Below are 16,491 nucleotides of genomic sequence, written 5' to 3' on the forward strand. Positions count from 1 at the left end.
CCCTATCATATATCATTGGAATAATCGTTTTATTGTACAAAATAAAATTATTATTCAGTAGATTAGCATTTACTAACTCAAATGTAATAGCTAGAATCAAATTATGCGATAAGCGGTCAGTTTGGATATTATTTTACAAAAATAAGGATAAAAAATGAATTTATACAACATCAAACATCCAGAAGAACAAGTTAATTTTGCACAAGCAGTACGTCAAGGATTGGGGAAAGATCAGGGATTATTTTTTCCTGAGATTATTCCAACATTAGATAATATTGATAAATTACTCGATATGCCATTAGTTGAACGCAGCCAGAAAATCTTGCAAGCGTTGATTGGTGAAGAAATCCCAACAGATAGCTTAAATGCAATGGTAAAAAACTCCTTTACGTTTCCTGCACCGCTCGTGCAAGTGGCTGAAAATATTTATGCGTTGGAGTTATTTCACGGACCCACATTAGCGTTTAAAGATTTTGGCGGGCGTTTTATGGCACAGGCATTAGCAACAGTACGTGGAGATGGAAAAATTACCATTTTGACGGCAACATCAGGAGATACTGGCGCTGCAGTTGCTCACGCATTTTATGGCTTAGAAAACATTGATGTTGTCATTTTATACCCAAAAGGGAAAATTAGTCCGTTACAAGAAAAGCTATTTTGTACTTTAGGTGGGAATATTCGTACGATTGCGATTGAAGCCGATTTTGATGCGTGCCAGGCGTTAGTAAAACAAGCTTTTGATGATGTAGAACTACGAGAGTCGATTGGGCTAAATTCAGCAAATTCAATCAATATTAGCCGTTTGTTGGCACAAGTTTGTTACTATTTTGAGGCAGTAGCACAGCTACCGAAAACAAAACGTGATAATGTAGTTGTATCTGTACCCAGTGGTAATTTCGGTAATTTGACCGCAGGGCTTATTGCGAAAACATTAGGTTTACCGATTAAACGTTTTATTGCAGCAACTAATGCAAATGATACTGTGCCTCGTTATTTAGATTCAGGAAATTGGCAACCAAATTCCACCGTAGCAACTTTATCAAATGCAATGGACGTTAGTCGCCCGAATAATTGGCCTCGAGTTGAGGAGCTTTTTAAACGTAATGATTGGAATCTAGCTGATCTTAGTTCGGGTGCATTAGATGATGTAGCAACAGAAAATGCCTTAAAAGCACAATATGCTGAAGGTTATTTATGTGAGCCACACGGGGCGATTGCTTATCAGGTATTAAATACACAATTACAACCCAATGAAACGGGTATTTTCCTTTGTACTGCTCACCCAGCTAAATTTAAGGAATCTGTAGAGCGAATTCTTAATCTTGAATTGCCTTTACCTGAGGCTCTTGATAAACATAATAAATTACCATTATTGTCTGATGCAATGGAGAATGATTTTGCGAAACTTAAGGCATATTTGTTAATGAAATAGGATCAAAATGAGAGATATTTTAGAGTTTTGAATTAGATAGAATATCTCTCATTACGTAATAGCTGGATTACTACATATGTAATCCAACGAAGAACCCTGCTATAGTAGCACTCATTAAGTTAGAAAGCGTTGCTGCACATAGTGCTCTAAAGCCTAATTTCGCAATTTCAGAGGTTCTTTCTGGTGCAACTGCACCAAATGCTCCAACAATTACACCAATAGAACCAAAATTAGCAAATCCACATAATGCAAAAGAAATAATTGCAATAGTTTTAGGAGCAAGATTTCCTTCATTACCAGATAAATAAGGTGAGAAGTTTAAGTAAGCCACAAATTCATTTATGGCTAATTTTTGACCTATTAAACTACCTGCTAAATTTGCATTATCCCAATCAACTCCCATTACATAAGCAAGTGGCGAAAATATATATCCAAAAATGAATTCTAAACTAATATCGGGATAACCAACAAATTCTCCAATTCCACTTAAAAATCCATTAATTAATGCGATTAATGCAACAAAAACCATTACGACGGTTGCAACACCTACACCAATTTTTAAACCAACCATTGCACCTGTTGCGGTGGCCTCAATTATACTTGCAGGTTTTTTATCTCCAAAAGTCATTTCGTTAAATTCAATTTTGGACTCTTCTGTTTCAGGGCTAAGTAAACGAGCAAATAAAATTCCACTTGGAATTGCCATTAATGATGCAGCAAGTAAATATTCTATTGATACACCTAATCCTGCGTAAGCAACTAACATTGAACCAGCAATTGATGACATTCCACTGCACATTACAGTAAAGAGTTCATTATGGTTCATTTTATAGATAAATGGTTTAGTAATTGCAGGAATTTCGTTTTGACCTAAAAAGACAGTAGTAACAGCAGTAAAAGATTCTACTTTGCTTATTTTTAGTGCTTTTTGAAATAAGTAGCCTAGCGTATTGATAACCCAGCGCATAATACCAAGGTAGTAGAGAATTGATAATAAAGCGGTAATAAAAATGATGGAAGGAATAACTTGTAAAGCAAAAACAAAACTGCTTTCTCCGAATAATTCATTCATTTTAGGGCTAACTAATGCACCAAAAATAAATGAACTTCCAGCTGAACTATATGCAATCACTTTATTAATGCTGATAGCAGTAATTTCAATAAAGTGGCGGCCAATTGGGACGTATAACATCAATGCGCCTAAGCATATTTGTAGCAGTAATGCAACGCCAATAGTTCTAATATTGATTTTCTTTTTATTGTTAGACAATAAAAAGCCAATCAAGAGTAAAAGTAAAATACCTAATAAACTACGAAAAGTCTCCATTTGTTTTCTCCTAAAAGAAGCGACGATGAAATCGCCGCATCTATATTATTAAATATCTATATGAACTAAACTAATGTTTAGTTATAGTTTTTGGTATTCAATAGCAATTTGTGATGCAAGTTTGGCATTATTTAGGACTAATTGAATATTTGATTTCAAACTATCTCCCCCTGTTAATTCAACAACGCGAGATAATAAGAATGGAGTACTTTCTTTACCAAGAATATTCTGTTCTTCAGATTCTTTTATAGCTTGGTTAATTGCATTATTAATAGCTTCTTCTGGCATTGCATATTGTTCTGGAATTGGGTTAGCAATAATTACCCCTCCTTTTAAGCCAATTTTCCATTTTGTATCCATTGCCATAGCAATTTGTTCTGGAGTATCAAGACGAATAGAAACAGGGAAATTACTGCTACGTGTGAAAAATGCTGGTAATTTATTAGTTTGATAACCGATGAGTGGCACACCAAATGTTTCTAAGTATTCAATAGTTAAGCCTAAATCTAAAATTGATTTTGCACCCGCACAAATAACAGCAACATTTGTATTGGCTAATTCTTGTAAATCTGCTGAAATATCAAATGTTTTTTCTGCCCCACGATGAACTCCCCCAATTCCACCTGTTGCAAATATTTTAATGCCTGCTAATTCTGCAATAATCATTGTCGCTGCAACAGTAGTTGCTCCATGCCCCTTATTTGCAAGTACAAATGGGATATCTCTTCTACTTACTTTAGTAATTGAATGTCCTGCTTGAGCAAGTAATTCAATTTCTTCTAACAATAAGCCTGCTTTCATTCTTCCGTTTATAATTGCAATAGTAGCAGGTACAGCGCCTTGCTCTCTTACTTGATTTTCTACTTCTTTTGCCATTTCAACATTAGCTGGATAAGGCATACCATGCGAGATAATTGTGGATTCTAATGCAACAATAGGTAAATTTTTATCTAATGCATTTTGAACTTCAGGTGAAATATCTAAATAATTTTTCATAATTGAACTCCTAGTAGTTTGTGAACACTTTCATTGGATAAATTTGGATTATTAGTAAATTCGGAAGATAGAGTTAATGCTGAGCAAGCTTGAGCATATCTTACACTTTCACTTAATTTCATATTATCGACATAACAGCAAGCTAAGCCTGCCATCATGGCATCTCCAGCCCCAGTAACATTAATGATATTAATTGTAAAAGGCGATAACCAGCCGGATTCAACGCCATCATCACTATAATAAACTCCTTCTTTCCCAAGGCTAAGAACAATCCTTTGGGTTCCTTGTTTATGAAACCAAGTTGCAACGTTTTCAATATCTTTCTTATTATTGATAGTAATACCACTGATACATTCAGCTTCTAATCGATTAGGTTTTAAGGTATGAATACGTGATAACCAAGGTTTAACTTTTATTGCTTTAAAGGTTGAAACGGTATCAATAAAGATTGGAATATCTTTCACATTATTGAAAATCCAAGCGAGGGTTTTTTCGGTTAAATTACAATCTAACATTAATAATCTAGCATGTTGAATTAGTTCAATTCTTCTTGCCAGTAAAGAGGGGGTAAGTTTGTCAAGAATAGCCATATCGTTGATAGCTACTATCATTTCTCCTTTTTCATCAAGTAAGGATAGATAAGTAGATGTTTTATCGTTTGGCACTCTGTAACATTTATCAACATTTACACCAAATTCTTTGGTTTTATCTAGTAAAAAGTTTCCGTAAATATCATCTCCTACAATAGAAATAAAATGAGATTCTTTTCCAAGCATTGCTATATTTTGAGCAATATTTCTTCCCACCCCACCAGCACAAGATTCAATTATTCCAGGGTTAGAATCTTGGGGGTTTAATTTACCAAGAGCTTTTCCCGAAATATCTACATTTGCAGAACCTATAGTAACGATTTGATTTTGCTCAGAAAAAATATAACCTTTCCCTTTTATGTATCCCTTACGAGTCAGATTCATAATATATCCTGCCACACGGGAGCGACTCAACCCAAGTGTATTAGCAATAGTTTGCTGTGGTAGAAAAGGATCTTTTCTAATTAGATCTAAAATTTGTTGTTCTTTACTCATTTACCTTACCTCCCTGATTACAAACATAAGTTTATTTTTAAACATTTGTTTATGCATGGGAAGAATAATATTTATCCATTAATAGATCAAATAGCAAACTTATTATTTGTGATGCAGATCACAAATTTAAATAAGAATTTTAGTTGTTTGAATTTCTACGCAACGTAGGAATATATTATTGGCTATCCTAAATATTCCAGTGTTAAGGATCATAAGTGGGCTTATTAAAGCAGAGATTTCTAAACAAGAAAAGCTTTATGTAAGAGAGCTAATCGAGGCTTTAATCTTATCAAAATTTTGAAGTTTAATTTTTTTGAGTATTAGTGTAATCCATCAGTAATGATTGTTAAAATAGATAAAGTCTAGAATATTGCCCTAAATAGACTTAGGGCAATATATGATATAGAGCTATTTACCAATACAAAATGAGCTGAAAATATTGCCTAATAAATCATCTGAAGTAAATTCACCAGTAATTTCATTCAAAGATTTCTGGGCTAGGCGAAGTTCTTCTGCGAGTAATTCACCCGCTAGAAATTCAGTAAGTTGGATATAACCACGATCTAAATGTTCAGCTGCCTTTTCAAGAGCAACGAGATGACGGCGACGAGCTAAAAAACCACCTTCAGTAGAGCTTTGATAGCCCATTGATTTTTTTAGATGTTCTCGCAGTAAATCAACGCCAACTTTGGTTTGGGCAGATAAGCGAATAAGGGTGAAATCAGCTTCCTGTGTTAAACTTTCAGTTTCTTTGCTGAGATCGACTTTATTCCGAATAACGGTAACGGGAATATTGTTAGGCAATTTAGCTAAAAATTCTCCCCACTCCTGTTGAAAATCATTCGCTTGGGAAAGTGTGCTATCTACCATTAATAGAACGTGATCAGCTTGAGCGATCTCGTCCCAAGCACGTTGAATCCCAATTTTTTCGACTTCATCACTGGCTTCACGTAAGCCAGCAGTATCAATAATATGTAAAGGCATACCGTCAATATGAATATGTTCACGCAGAACATCACGAGTTGTACCAGCAATATCGGTAACAATGGCGGCTTCTCTTCCTGCTAATGCATTAAGTAGGCTTGATTTTCCTGCATTTGGTTTACCGGCAATCACTACTTTCATTCCTTCGCGCAAGATTGAACCTTGTTTGGCTTCTCGGCGGACGGATTGTAATTGTTCAATGATTTCAATTAATTTAGCTTTAATTTTACCATCGGCTAGAAAATCGATTTCTTCATCAGGAAAATCAATAGAGGCTTCTACATAAGTGCGTAAGTAGATAACGTTATCAACTAATTGATTGATTTTGTTAGAAAATTCACCTTGCAGTGATTTTAAAGCAGAACGAGCCGCTTGCTCAGACGTTGCATCAATTAAATCAGCAATAGCTTCTGCTTGTGCAAGATCGAGTTTATCATTTAAAAAGGCTTGTTCAGAAAACTCCCCAGCTCTAGCAATCCGAACGCCTTCAACTTTTAAAATACGGTTGAGTAGAATATCTAAAATTACTTGCCCCCCGTGTCCTTGTAATTCAAGCACATCTTCCCCAGTAAAAGAATTTGGTGCTTTAAAAAATAGAGCAATTCCCTGATCGAGTGTTGTGCCATCTTCATCTTTAAATGGCAGGTAATCAGCCATTCGTGGCTTAGGGCATTTACCAAGGACCGCTTGTGCTACCTCTTTTGCTAATGGGCCTGAAACCCGCAAAATACCGATACCACCTCGTCCAATAGGTGTTGCTTGGGCAACAATTGTTTCTTTCATACTAATCCTATTTGAAAATTTTGTGATTATTGTACCGCAAGCGGTTAGATTTCTGAAAAATTTTGTAGAAAATGAGTATAGAGGAGATGGTTTACAGATTAAAGAAAGGGGATAAATGTAATATTTTTAGTTCTAAGAGAATATAAAGCAAGCGATGAGTTTTATTGTTTGAGTTAAAACTTAAGCTAAACTCACCGCTTGTAATAAATTGATTATTATTGGTTTTCTAATTTTTCTTTAGATTTGAACCCAGACTCAACATTTTTCATATGTGGGAGGCTGTGAGCAATTCCTTTATGGCAGTCAATACAAGTTTTGCCTTCTGCTTCTGCCATTGCGTGCATTTTTGCTGCAACGCCTTTTTGTTGAGTAAAGTCCATATCAGCAAAATTATGGCAGTTGCGACACTCTTTTGAGTTATTGGCCTTCATTCGTTCCCATTCACGTTCAGCCATTTCTAAACGATGAGCTTCAAATTTCGCTTTCGTATCAACTTTACCTGTAATATGAGCGAGTACTTCTTGCGACGCTTGGAGCTTGCGTTTCCATTTTGGTAAAAACTCGTGTGGTAAGTGACAATCTGCGCAGATTGCTTTTACACCACTACGGTTGAGATAGTGTGGAGACGCACGATATTCTGGTACAACATCATTCATGTGGCAACTTGAACAGAACTCTTCTGTATTTGTGTGCTCTAGAGCGACATTAAATCCACCCCAGAATAAGATACCACCAATCGCGGAGATTAGGATGAGAAAACCAATACCAATACGGCTTGGGGTACGAAACCATTTCCAGAATTTTTTAATTAGGCCAAAAATTTTACCGAACATTATTGACCTCCAAATGATTTAGTTGGATGGAATTCATTTTCTACAATTGGTTTTACATCTGCTTGTGGCACGTGGCATTGTAAGCAGAAATAACGACGTGGTGCAGTGTCGGCAGTAACATTACCATTGCGATCGGTAAAATGCGTTGGGCTGATGCGAGGCGCACCTGTTACTCGATAATTTTCAACACCATGACAATTTAAGCACTGGTTCGTATTTTTAGTAACTTGATAGTTTTTAATACTATGTGGCACCATAGGTGGCTGATTGACATAATTTAGTGCAATCCTGCCATTGTCTTTTGGCATATTATGAAACTCAGGCGCAATAGCTTCAACACCTTGAGCAGCATTAGAAGGGACTTTTTCGATGTTATTATTTGCTAATACAGCACTTGAAATTGCAACAAATAATAGGGCAAGATATTTTTTCATTTTTCACTCCAAAGTGACTAAATTTATTCCGTTAATAAACGGAAGCATCAACATTAAATAATCCGATTTTCTTTTTCAAAACGAGTAGAAAAAGTAAATACGTTTTCTGCGCAGACATCAATACAACGTCCGCAACTAATACAGTCCTTGGATAACACAATTTGGCTATCTTCGGGTTTGCCGTGTAATGGTAAGCGTAATACCTGTGGCTCAGGACAAACATAATAGCAATCCATACAACGGTCACATTTAGCACGATCGGTTACGCTTACACGGATCATACTTTTACTACTAATTAATCCATAGATTGCACCAATTGGGCAGAGGTGTCCGCACCAACCATGTTCTACGATAAGTAAATCGAATAAAAATATGACTAAAACGAGCCAAAGAGTGGCTCCCGTACCGTAAACAAAAATCCGTCCAACAGCAGAAACTGGGTTAATCCATTCCCACAACATCGTTCCAGAAATAGCACTACCGACTAGAATCATTGCTAAAATACTATAGCGTAAATTACGAGGCAGTTTAGCTGATTGACGAATACCTAATTTTCGACGTAGCCAAGCTGCACAATCCGTCACGATATTTACCGGACATATCCAACCACAAAACACTTTGCTAGCCAGTAAGGCATAGATCGTGACAATAATGCCAGCACCAAGTAATGTTTGCCATTGTGGCAGATAGCCTGTTGAAAGGCTTTCTGCTGTGACGAGAGGATCAGTTAAAGGAATAAGATCAAATAGCAAGCTAGCGCTATAATTTCCTTTTAGGATCCAAACATTCCAAAGTGGGCCGCTTAAAAACATCAGAACGACACTGAGTTGGCTGAGTCTGCGTAAAATCAGAAAACGATAAGCACGCCACCAACCTAATTTTTCTCGAGCCTCTAAACCTGCTTGCTTAGGGTTATTGCTTTTAGGTGCTATTGCCATTATTGTCTTCCCTCTGGTAAACGAGCTGGGAATGATTGGATACCTTCAGGATAATTTTCATCAAGTAGGGAATGGCCCGCTTTCTGTTTTTCATCCCAACCTAAGCGGTAATGTTTTCCAAGCATTCCTTTTGCTAAATCCATTGGTAGCACTTTAATAGCCGCTTCCTCTAATACGCAAGCCTCTTCACATTTTCCACAACCTGTGCAAGCATCGGAATGAACCGTTGGAATGAACTTAGCATGTTTGCCTGATTGTTCATTACGTTGCAATTCCAGAGTAATCGCCTTATCAATAAGTGGGCAGACTCGATAGCAGACATCACATCGCAATCCTTGCCAATTTAAGCAAGTTTCATGATCTAATAAGACAGATAGCCCCATTCGTGCATCATCAATATTGGTTAAATTGGGATCTAACGCACCGCTTGGACACGCCTTCACACACGGGATATCGGTACACATCTCACAAGGTTTGTCTCGAGCGATAAAATAGGGCGTACCCGCTTCTACCGGTGAGAGCAATGAAGCTAGATGTAACATGTCGTATGGGCATGCTTGTACACATTGTCCACATCGTACACACGCAGAAGCAAAATCTTTATCATTAGCTAGTGCGCCAGGTGGCCGTAGCGCAACGCCTTGGCGAGCGAGGCTTTGATTCTGCTGTAATGCGAGTATGATGCCGACACCACATACGCCCCCTGCGGTGCGTGTTGCGTTTTTTAAAAATTGGCGACGGTTTGTATTCAGTTTCATTTCTGTCTGATTAAAGCCTACGTAGTAAGCGGCTAGTTTTTACATTAATTTGCAAAAATTTTGTAAATCTAACCGCTTATATCATTTACCCGATCATAAAGTAATTTATTGATGAGCCAGTGTATGATTATGCTTTAACAACTTTTACTGCACATTTTTTGTAATCGGTCTCTTTCGAGATTGGATCCGTTGCATCAAGTGTGAGTTTATTTGTTAACTGCCCTGCATCAAAGAATGCGGTAAAAATTAAGCCCTCAGGAACTTTATTTCGGCCTCTCGTATCTAAATGAGAGATCATTTCACCACGGCGGGAAATCACTTTCACTTTATCACCATGGCGTAGGCCACGTTTTTTCGCATCTGTCGGGTGCATCCAGACAAGGTTATTTGGGAACGCTCGATGGAGTTCTGGAACTCTTCGAGTCATTGTTCCTGTATGCCAATGTTCTAATACACGCCCTGTTGATAACCATAAATCATATTCTTCATCAGGTGATTCTGCTGGTGGTTCATAAGGAACAGCTAAAATAACCGCACGTTTATCTGGGTAGCCGTAGAAAGCGACTTCTTCGCCTGCTTTAACATATGGGTCATATCCTTCACGATAACGCCATTGTGTTTCTTTACCATCAACAACAGGCCAACGTAAGCCACGTGCGTGATGATAGGCTTCAAAGTTTGCTAAATCGTGTCCATGTCCACGTCCAAAACTTGCATATTCTTCAAATAAGCCTTTTTGTACATAGAAACCAAAATGTTCTGCTTCATCGTTAATGTAGCCTGCTTTATCTTTTGGTACATCGAATTTATCTACTTGACCGTTACGGTAAAGCGCTTCATACAATGTTTTGCCTTTGTATTCTGGGTGTGCAGCTAACACTTCAGCTGGCCACATTTCGTCTGTAGTGAAATATTTAGAAAACTCAATAAGCTGCCAAAGGTCTGATTTTGCTTCACCTGGTGCTTTAACTTGTTGATACCAGAATTGCGTACGGCGTTCTGCATTACCATATGCTCCCTCTTTTTCGACCCACATTGCGGTTGGAAGAATTAGGTCAGCAGAAAGTGCAGAAACTGTTGGGTATGGATCAGAGACAACAATGAAATTGCGTTCATCACGCCAGCCTGGCATACGTTCTTCATTGATATTTGGGCCTGCTTGCATATTGTTATTACACATTACCCAGTAAGCATTTAGTGTACCGTCTTTTAATGCTCGGTCTTGTGCTACGGCGTGTAAGCCAACTTTAGTTTGAACAACGCCTTCAGGCACTTTCCATAGTTTTTCTGCTTTTTTAACGTGCTCTGGGTTAGTAACAACCAGATCAGCTGGTAAGCGGTTTGCAAAAGTTCCAACTTCACGAGCTGTACCACATGCAGATGGCTGACCAGTTAAAGAGAATGGTCCGCAACCTGGCTGTGAAATTTTACCGGTTAATAAATGGATATTGTAAATTAAGTGATTTGCCCATACACCACGGGTATGTTGGTTAAAGCCCATTGTCCAGAATGATACGATCTTCAGGTTTGGATCAGCATACATTTTAGCAAGAGATTCAAGTTGATCTTTTGGTACGCCCGAAATTTCGTGAGCTTTTTCAAGAGTATAAGGTGAAACTAATTTCTTGAATTCTTCAAAATCACTGTCATACATTTTACCTGCAGATTTTGCATTTTGCGCTGCTTGTTCTAGAGGATGCGTTCCGCGTAAACCGTAACCAATATCTGTTTCACCACGTTTAAATTTAGTGTGTTTTTGAATAAAGTCATGGTTGATTGCATCATTTTGAATGAGGTAATTAGCGATATAATTTAAGATTGCTAGATCAGATTGTGGCGTGAAAACAATGCCCAAATCAGCTAATTCAAATGAACGATGCTCATAGGTTGAAAGAACTGCAACTTTTGAGTCTTTTTTAGAAAGGCGACGATCAGAAATACGAGACCACAAGATAGGGTGCATTTCCGCCATATTAGAACCCCAAAGTACGAAAGCATCGGCATTTTCGATGTCATCGTAACAGCCCATTGGTTCATCAATACCGAATGTTCTTAAAAAGGCAACTGCAGCCGATGCCATACAGTGGCGGGCATTCGGGTCGATATTATTTGAGCGTAATCCAGCTTTAAATAGTTTAGATTTTGCTACACCTTCAAAGATAGTTGATTGGCCAGAGGTAAACATACCGATACCATTTGGGCCTTGCTCTTTGATAGCTTTTTTGAATTTCTCAGCCATAATCGTGAAAGCTTGATCCCACGAAATAGGTGTAAATTCCCCATTTTTGTTGAATTTTCCGTCCTTCATTCTTAACATAGGTGATGTCAGACGGTCTTTTCCGTACATAATTTTCGGTAAGAAGTATCCTTTAATGCAGTTTAAACCACGGTTCACTTCTGCATCTGGATCGCCTTGTGATGCAACAACACGTCCGTCTTGTGTTCCCACAAGTACGCTACAACCAGTACCGCAGAAACGGCAAGGCGCTTTGTCCCACTTGATCGTGTTATCATCGGCATAGACATTTTTCACAGGAATACTTATTCCTGCTGCGACCGCCGCGGCAGCTGCCGCATTGGCTTTCATAAAATCTCGACGATTGAGTTTCATAATTTTCCCCAAAGTAAAATAGGTAATTTAAAAATAAAAAATTAAAAAGATTCGCTTTGTTGGCTATAAATTAAAGAGACAACAATAACACCTTCAATCTCTTTAATGTTATTCATTTGCTCTACTAACGTAGGCTGGAAATCAGATTCGATTATTACGATTAATTTCCCTTCTTCAGTCTTTTCACCGTGAATTTCCGTATAAGGCATCGCTTGCAGTACTGTTTTTACGGTTTCTAGCTTTTCTGGTCGAGCTTGAACAATCAAACTACATACATACCAGTTGCCGTCCTGGTGCTGGTGATTCAGTTTATCGGATACGTTTCTCATAAGTGTAAAATTGTAATGCTTTGGCTTGGGCATGTGCTTAAACACGCTCCGCAACCATTGCAGAGTTCTAACGCTAAAATAGGGCTTGATACTTTCCCAATTTCCCGTTTAAATTTAATTGCTCTTGCTTCGCAGTTATCTTGGCAAGAGCGACATTCTATACCGTTTTTAGCAAGACAATTTGGCTTTATCTCAATTTTATGTTGCCATGCGTTTTCATCAGTAGAGCGAAAAATTGGTTCGGGGCAACTTTGAACGCAAGCTTGGCAAAAAGTGCATTCCTGCTTCCCTTGTGTAAAATCTATTTCAGGGTAGCCATTTGCTCCTTTAATTAATATCTGTGTTTCGCATGCTGTTATACATTGATTACATTGAGTACATTTTTGTAAAAAGTTAGTAATATCAGCCCAAGGTGGATAAATGGGTTGATATCCTTGCCGCTTTATTTGTTCATTTTTTAATGTGTTTAAAAAACTACCTCGCAAGAAATGTCGACGAGATAGGGCTGTATCAGTTAAACGGCTCAAAATAGTATAGTAAAAGAGTAGAATATTCTACGACTTATTCTATCATTTTTATTTGCAAGTGAAATTGTTGTGAAACACAATTTGATGGAATGTTGATGATTGTCAAAAAAATAGCGATAAAGTGAGTATTTTATCGCTATGTAGTAAGATTTGTTAAGAAATTGTTGTGAATAGTTTGTGTTCCAAGGTTTTTTAGCGCTGACGTGCTTTAAAACGAGGATTAGTTTTACAAATCACATAGAGTTTGCCTTTACGGCGAACAATTTGGCAATCAGGATGGCGTGATTTAGCTGTTTTAAGTGAGTTTAAAATTTGCATATTTTGATCCTATTTTTTTGAGGCAATTGAAATGCCTTTAAAGCGTTCATTAAATTTACTTGCACGTCCTTCGCTATTTGCTTCACGACGTTTACCTGTATAAACCGGATGTGATGCAGATGAAGTATCAAGTGAATAGAGTGGGTATTCTTTACCGTCTGTCCAAACCATTGTTTTTGTAGTGTTAGCACAAGAACGAATTACCCATCCTTGTTGAGCACCGCTATCATAAAATAATACTTCACGGTAGTTTTCAGGGTGAATCCCTTTTTTCATAGAGTCTCCTTCATTAGAATTCGATAAGATAAAACCATAAATAATATATGGGGATTATTTTACCTAAAAAATAGAAAATAGCTATAATTTTTTTATGGTTTTATCAGGTTTAAATGAACAAAGTTGGTTGATAAGAATTTATGCCCTTTACCAATCCTGCTTATTAAATTGTTTGAGAAGAAAATCTAATAGTTTGTGTATGGCAACTGGTTGGTTGTGGCGAGAACTATACATTGCGTAAATGCTCAATTCTGGTAGCTGCCAATCAGTTAAAACTGCTTGTAATTGACCATCTGCAACATAATTATTAGTTAAATAACGGGGTAACATTGCAATACCAGAACCAGAAATGGTTGCATTTAATAATGCGATGGCATCATCACAGCTAAAGCGGTTAGTCAATTTGTAGTGTTGTTGTTCACCATTAATATAGAAAGTCCATTTATTTTGGTTGATACGAGTATGAGCGAGACAGGTATGAGATATTAATTCTTTGGGGGTTTTAGGTATGCCATATTGTCTTAAGTAATTTGGGCTAGCAACTAAAGATGATCGACATGAGGAAAGTTTGCGTGCAATTTTTAGTTCATCGGGTTCTTTACAAATACGAATAGCGAGATCAATTTGATCTTCAACTAAATTGATAGCTTTATCGCTCAAATTCAAATGAATGTTTAGTTTAGGATGAATGGCTAAAAATTGGTTTATTACATTGGTAAGATGAGTTGATCCAAAAGAGACACTTGAGGCAATCTGTAATGTGCCTCGTAGTTCTCCCGTTTGAATAGTTAGCTCATTCTCCATTGATTGAGTTAAATTGACAATTTTTTGACAAAAAATGACCGCTTGTTTACCTGATTCTGTCAGAGTGATGTGGCGAGTTGTGCGGTGAAATAATTGAGTATTTAGCCAGTTTTCAATCAAGGCAATATGGCGAGTAACCATTGGGCGTGAAAGTTCTAATTTTTCTGCAGCAGCACTGAAGCTACCTATTTCAGCAACAGTTAAAAAAACGTTGATTGCGGTTAATCTATCCATATGAGGCTTTTATTGTTTCAATTTAAGAAATAATGATGTTCAGAAACCGCAGTTTATCAGAAAGGTTATTTCATTATAATGACTATTACTAATTATTACTTAGGATTTGAAACGGGAGCATTTATGAAATTTAAAACATTATTATTTAGTACATTATTTGCAATGAGTACACAGGCTAAATTAAACCTTCAAATTTATAATGCAGATACTAATAGTTTTTCAGTTAATTCTACCTTAATTACAGGTGAAAAAGAGGCGATTGTTATTGATTCGGGATTTACACGTGCAGATGCTTTACGGATTGCTAGCAACGTTTTAGATAGTGGAAAAACACTAAAAGTTATTTTTATAAGCCAAGCTGATCCCGATTATTATTTTGGCGCTGAAATGTTAAAACAGATTTTTCCTGATGCTAAATTGGTTTCAACACCGGCAGTAGTTGCAGAAATTAAACATAAATTGGCAGCTAAATTAGCCTTTTGGAGCGAAAAAATGGGCAATAATGCCCCAAAAAATTCGATTATTCCTGAAATATTAGCATCAGATCAACTTAGTATTGAAGGTGAAATAATTGAGATTAGAGGGACTAAAGGAATATTAGCAAACCGTCCATATTTATGGATACCATCGCTAAAAACGATTACTGGTAATGTAAGTGTGTACGGCAATATGCATGTATGGACGGCAGATTCACAATCTAAAATAGAGCGTGATGCGTGGATTGCGCAATTAGATGAGATGAAAGCACTCAAGCCTAAGCGAGTTATACCTGGACATATGGCAAAGAATACTCTTTTGACTGTAGAAGCTATCACTTTCACAAAGCATTATTTACAAATGTTTGAGAAAGCGTTGGCAAAAGGAAAAAATAGCCAGCAGGTTATTCAATATATGGAAAAATATTATCCGAATTTGCCTGATAAAAGTAGTTTAGACTTAGGGGCGAAAGTCAATAAAGGTGAGATGAAATGGTAAATTAAAAATAATATTTTGAGATCTGACCGCTTGTATTGTGTCTATCAATTTATCCTTGGGTCTAAATATGATAGGCTAGCTAATAGTCTTTTTATTCTTTGGGATATATTATGTCTAAACAACAATTTTTAATTGCACCTTCAATTTTATCTGCAGATTTAGCCCGTTTAGGTGATGATGTGCGTGATGTATTAAATGCAGGAGCAGATCTAATTCATTTTGATGTAATGGATAATCATTATGTACCTAATTTGACCTTTGGGCCAGCAGTGTGTAAAGCGTTGCGTGATTATGGAATTGATTGCCCGATTGATGTGCATTTAATGGTGAAACCAGTGGATCGTTTAATTCCTGATTTTGCACAGGCTGGGGCAAATATTATTACTTTTCACCCTGAAGCAAGTGAGCATATTGATCGTTCTTTACAGCTGATTCGAGATAATGGTTGTCAATCAGGATTAGTATTCAACCCAGCAACACCATTGAGCTATTTGGACTATGTAATGGATAAAATTGATGTGATTTTGTTGATGTCTGTGAATCCAGGTTTTGGCGGACAAGCCTTTATCCCGAGTACATTAGATAAATTGCGTGAAGTTCGCCGCCGTATTGATGAAAGTGGGCGTGATATTCGTTTAGAAGTTGATGGTGGCGTTAAAGTTAATAATATTGCAGAAATAGCGAGAGCTGGAGCAGATATGTTTGTAGCAGGCTCTGCGATTTTTGATCAGCCTGATTATCAAGCGGTGATCGCACAAATGCGTTCAGCACTGGCGGAAGTTTAAGTCGTAAGCGGTTAGATTAACTGAAAATTTTTCAAAAACACAAAGCAATATGTTGAATTTAA

At 37.1% G+C, this 16,491-nt stretch carries 17 protein-coding genes; 3 read left to right on the plus strand and 14 right to left on the minus strand.

Translation table 11 applies throughout. The features are described 5' to 3' along the window. Positions 1-154 precede the first annotated feature (154 nt). Positions 155-1,432: a threonine synthase gene (gene thrC / locus A6B43_RS05525; protein ID WP_124211265.1), complete on the plus strand. Its 1,278-nt coding sequence runs from the start codon at positions 155-157 to the stop codon at positions 1,430-1,432. Between the two features lie 70 nt (positions 1,433-1,502). On the opposite strand, the gene A6B43_RS05530 is transcribed toward thrC, so the two are convergent. The 14 genes from A6B43_RS05530 to A6B43_RS05595 form a co-directional block, all read right to left on the minus strand. Then, positions 1,503-2,759 carry a NupC/NupG family nucleoside CNT transporter gene (locus A6B43_RS05530; RefSeq protein ID WP_124211264.1) on the minus strand — a complete coding sequence of 419 codons (1,257 nt, stop codon included), beginning with the start codon at positions 2,757-2,759 and terminating at the stop codon, positions 1,503-1,505. A gap of 81 nt (positions 2,760-2,840) precedes the next feature. Next, positions 2,841-3,755, minus strand: coding sequence for a pseudouridine-5'-phosphate glycosidase (locus A6B43_RS05535; RefSeq protein ID WP_124211263.1), 915 nt, complete (start codon positions 3,753-3,755; stop codon positions 2,841-2,843). Then, positions 3,752-4,840 (minus strand): PfkB family carbohydrate kinase, encoded by a 1,089-nt coding sequence (locus A6B43_RS05540; RefSeq protein ID WP_124211262.1) that lies wholly within the window; start codon positions 4,838-4,840, stop codon positions 3,752-3,754. The genes A6B43_RS05535 and A6B43_RS05540 overlap by 4 nt, the downstream gene beginning before the upstream one ends. A gap of 408 nt (positions 4,841-5,248) precedes the next feature. Further along, positions 5,249-6,607 (minus strand): tRNA uridine-5-carboxymethylaminomethyl(34) synthesis GTPase MnmE, encoded by a 1,359-nt coding sequence (gene mnmE, locus A6B43_RS05545; protein ID WP_124211261.1) that lies wholly within the window; start codon positions 6,605-6,607, stop codon positions 5,249-5,251. Positions 6,608-6,822: 215 nt separating this feature from the next. Next, complete coding sequence (locus A6B43_RS05550) at positions 6,823-7,440, minus strand: NapC/NirT family cytochrome c (protein ID WP_124211260.1); 618 nt, start codon at positions 7,438-7,440, stop codon at positions 6,823-6,825. Then, the gene (locus tag A6B43_RS05555) at positions 7,440-7,874 is read right to left on the minus strand and encodes a nitrate reductase cytochrome c-type subunit (RefSeq protein WP_124211259.1); all 435 of its coding nucleotides are present in this window, start codon (positions 7,872-7,874) and stop codon (positions 7,440-7,442) included. Before A6B43_RS05555 ends, A6B43_RS05550 begins: the two co-directional genes overlap by 1 nt. Before the next feature lie 53 nt (positions 7,875-7,927). Then, entirely contained in the window at positions 7,928-8,812 is an 885-nt protein-coding gene (napH, locus tag A6B43_RS05560; protein ID WP_124211258.1) for a quinol dehydrogenase ferredoxin subunit NapH, read from the minus strand. Next, positions 8,812-9,570 carry a ferredoxin-type protein NapG gene (gene napG / locus A6B43_RS05565; RefSeq protein WP_124211257.1) on the minus strand — a complete coding sequence of 253 codons (759 nt, stop codon included), beginning with the start codon at positions 9,568-9,570 and terminating at the stop codon, positions 8,812-8,814. Before napG ends, napH begins: the two co-directional genes overlap by 1 nt. 127 nt (positions 9,571-9,697) lie before the next feature. Then, positions 9,698-12,181, minus strand: a complete 2,484-nt coding sequence (gene napA / locus A6B43_RS05570) for a nitrate reductase catalytic subunit NapA (RefSeq protein ID WP_124211256.1) — start codon at positions 12,179-12,181, stop codon at positions 9,698-9,700. A 41-nt stretch (positions 12,182-12,222) separates the two neighbouring features. Next, positions 12,223-12,510, minus strand: coding sequence for a chaperone NapD (locus A6B43_RS05575; RefSeq protein WP_124211255.1), 288 nt, complete (start codon positions 12,508-12,510; stop codon positions 12,223-12,225). Continuing rightward, positions 12,507-13,037, minus strand: a complete 531-nt coding sequence (gene napF, locus A6B43_RS05580; RefSeq protein WP_124211254.1) for a ferredoxin-type protein NapF — start codon at positions 13,035-13,037, stop codon at positions 12,507-12,509. The genes A6B43_RS05575 and napF overlap by 4 nt, the downstream gene beginning before the upstream one ends. Before the next feature lie 192 nt (positions 13,038-13,229). Beyond that, positions 13,230-13,355, minus strand: a complete 126-nt coding sequence (ykgO, locus tag A6B43_RS05585) for a type B 50S ribosomal protein L36 (RefSeq protein WP_124211253.1) — start codon at positions 13,353-13,355, stop codon at positions 13,230-13,232. A gap of 9 nt (positions 13,356-13,364) precedes the next feature. Further along, positions 13,365-13,631 (minus strand): type B 50S ribosomal protein L31, encoded by a 267-nt coding sequence (locus tag A6B43_RS05590; RefSeq protein WP_124211252.1) that lies wholly within the window; start codon positions 13,629-13,631, stop codon positions 13,365-13,367. A gap of 147 nt (positions 13,632-13,778) precedes the next feature. Beyond that, on the minus strand, positions 13,779-14,669 hold the full coding sequence (locus A6B43_RS05595; protein ID WP_124211251.1) for a LysR family transcriptional regulator: 891 nt from the start codon (positions 14,667-14,669) through the stop codon (positions 13,779-13,781). A gap of 78 nt (positions 14,670-14,747) precedes the next feature. Here A6B43_RS05595 and A6B43_RS05600 point away from each other — a divergent pair, with 78 nt between their 5' ends. Both A6B43_RS05600 and rpe read left to right on the plus strand, forming a co-directional pair. Beyond that, complete coding sequence (locus tag A6B43_RS05600) at positions 14,748-15,644, plus strand: MBL fold metallo-hydrolase (RefSeq protein ID WP_237306863.1); 897 nt, start codon at positions 14,748-14,750, stop codon at positions 15,642-15,644. 110 nt (positions 15,645-15,754) lie between these two features. Continuing rightward, positions 15,755-16,429 carry a ribulose-phosphate 3-epimerase gene (gene rpe, locus A6B43_RS05605; protein WP_124211250.1) on the plus strand — a complete coding sequence of 225 codons (675 nt, stop codon included), beginning with the start codon at positions 15,755-15,757 and terminating at the stop codon, positions 16,427-16,429. Positions 16,430-16,491 lie beyond the last annotated feature (62 nt).

The sequence above is a fragment of the Vespertiliibacter pulmonis genome (assembly GCF_013377275.1).
GTDB classification, from domain to species: domain Bacteria; phylum Pseudomonadota; class Gammaproteobacteria; order Enterobacterales; family Pasteurellaceae; genus Vespertiliibacter; species Vespertiliibacter pulmonis.

Excerpts from the sequence above, each read along its gene's own strand:
- thrC (WP_124211265.1), top strand. The coding sequence starts at position 155 with ATGAATTTATACAACATCAAACATCCAGAAGAACAAGTTAATTTTGCA.
- A6B43_RS05530 (WP_124211264.1), bottom strand. The coding sequence starts at position 2,759 with ATGGAGACTTTTCGTAGTTTATTAGGTATTTTACTTTTACTCTTGATT.
- A6B43_RS05535 (WP_124211263.1), bottom strand. The coding sequence starts at position 3,755 with ATGAAAAATTATTTAGATATTTCACCTGAAGTTCAAAATGCATTAGAT.
- A6B43_RS05540 (WP_124211262.1), bottom strand. The coding sequence starts at position 4,840 with ATGAGTAAAGAACAACAAATTTTAGATCTAATTAGAAAAGATCCTTTT.
- mnmE (WP_124211261.1), bottom strand. The coding sequence starts at position 6,607 with ATGAAAGAAACAATTGTTGCCCAAGCAACACCTATTGGACGAGGTGGT.
- A6B43_RS05550 (WP_124211260.1), bottom strand. The coding sequence starts at position 7,440 with ATGTTCGGTAAAATTTTTGGCCTAATTAAAAAATTCTGGAAATGGTTT.
- A6B43_RS05555 (WP_124211259.1), bottom strand. The coding sequence starts at position 7,874 with ATGAAAAAATATCTTGCCCTATTATTTGTTGCAATTTCAAGTGCTGTA.
- napH (WP_124211258.1), bottom strand. The coding sequence starts at position 8,812 with ATGGCAATAGCACCTAAAAGCAATAACCCTAAGCAAGCAGGTTTAGAG.
- napG (WP_124211257.1), bottom strand. The coding sequence starts at position 9,570 with ATGAAACTGAATACAAACCGTCGCCAATTTTTAAAAAACGCAACACGC.
- napA (WP_124211256.1), bottom strand. The coding sequence starts at position 12,181 with ATGAAACTCAATCGTCGAGATTTTATGAAAGCCAATGCGGCAGCTGCC.
- A6B43_RS05575 (WP_124211255.1), bottom strand. The coding sequence starts at position 12,510 with ATGAGAAACGTATCCGATAAACTGAATCACCAGCACCAGGACGGCAAC.
- ykgO (WP_124211253.1), bottom strand. The coding sequence starts at position 13,355 with ATGCAAATTTTAAACTCACTTAAAACAGCTAAATCACGCCATCCTGAT.
- A6B43_RS05590 (WP_124211252.1), bottom strand. The coding sequence starts at position 13,631 with ATGAAAAAAGGGATTCACCCTGAAAACTACCGTGAAGTATTATTTTAT.
- A6B43_RS05595 (WP_124211251.1), bottom strand. The coding sequence starts at position 14,669 with ATGGATAGATTAACCGCAATCAACGTTTTTTTAACTGTTGCTGAAATA.
- A6B43_RS05600 (WP_237306863.1), top strand. The coding sequence starts at position 14,748 with ATGACTATTACTAATTATTACTTAGGATTTGAAACGGGAGCATTTATG.
- rpe (WP_124211250.1), top strand. The coding sequence starts at position 15,755 with ATGTCTAAACAACAATTTTTAATTGCACCTTCAATTTTATCTGCAGAT.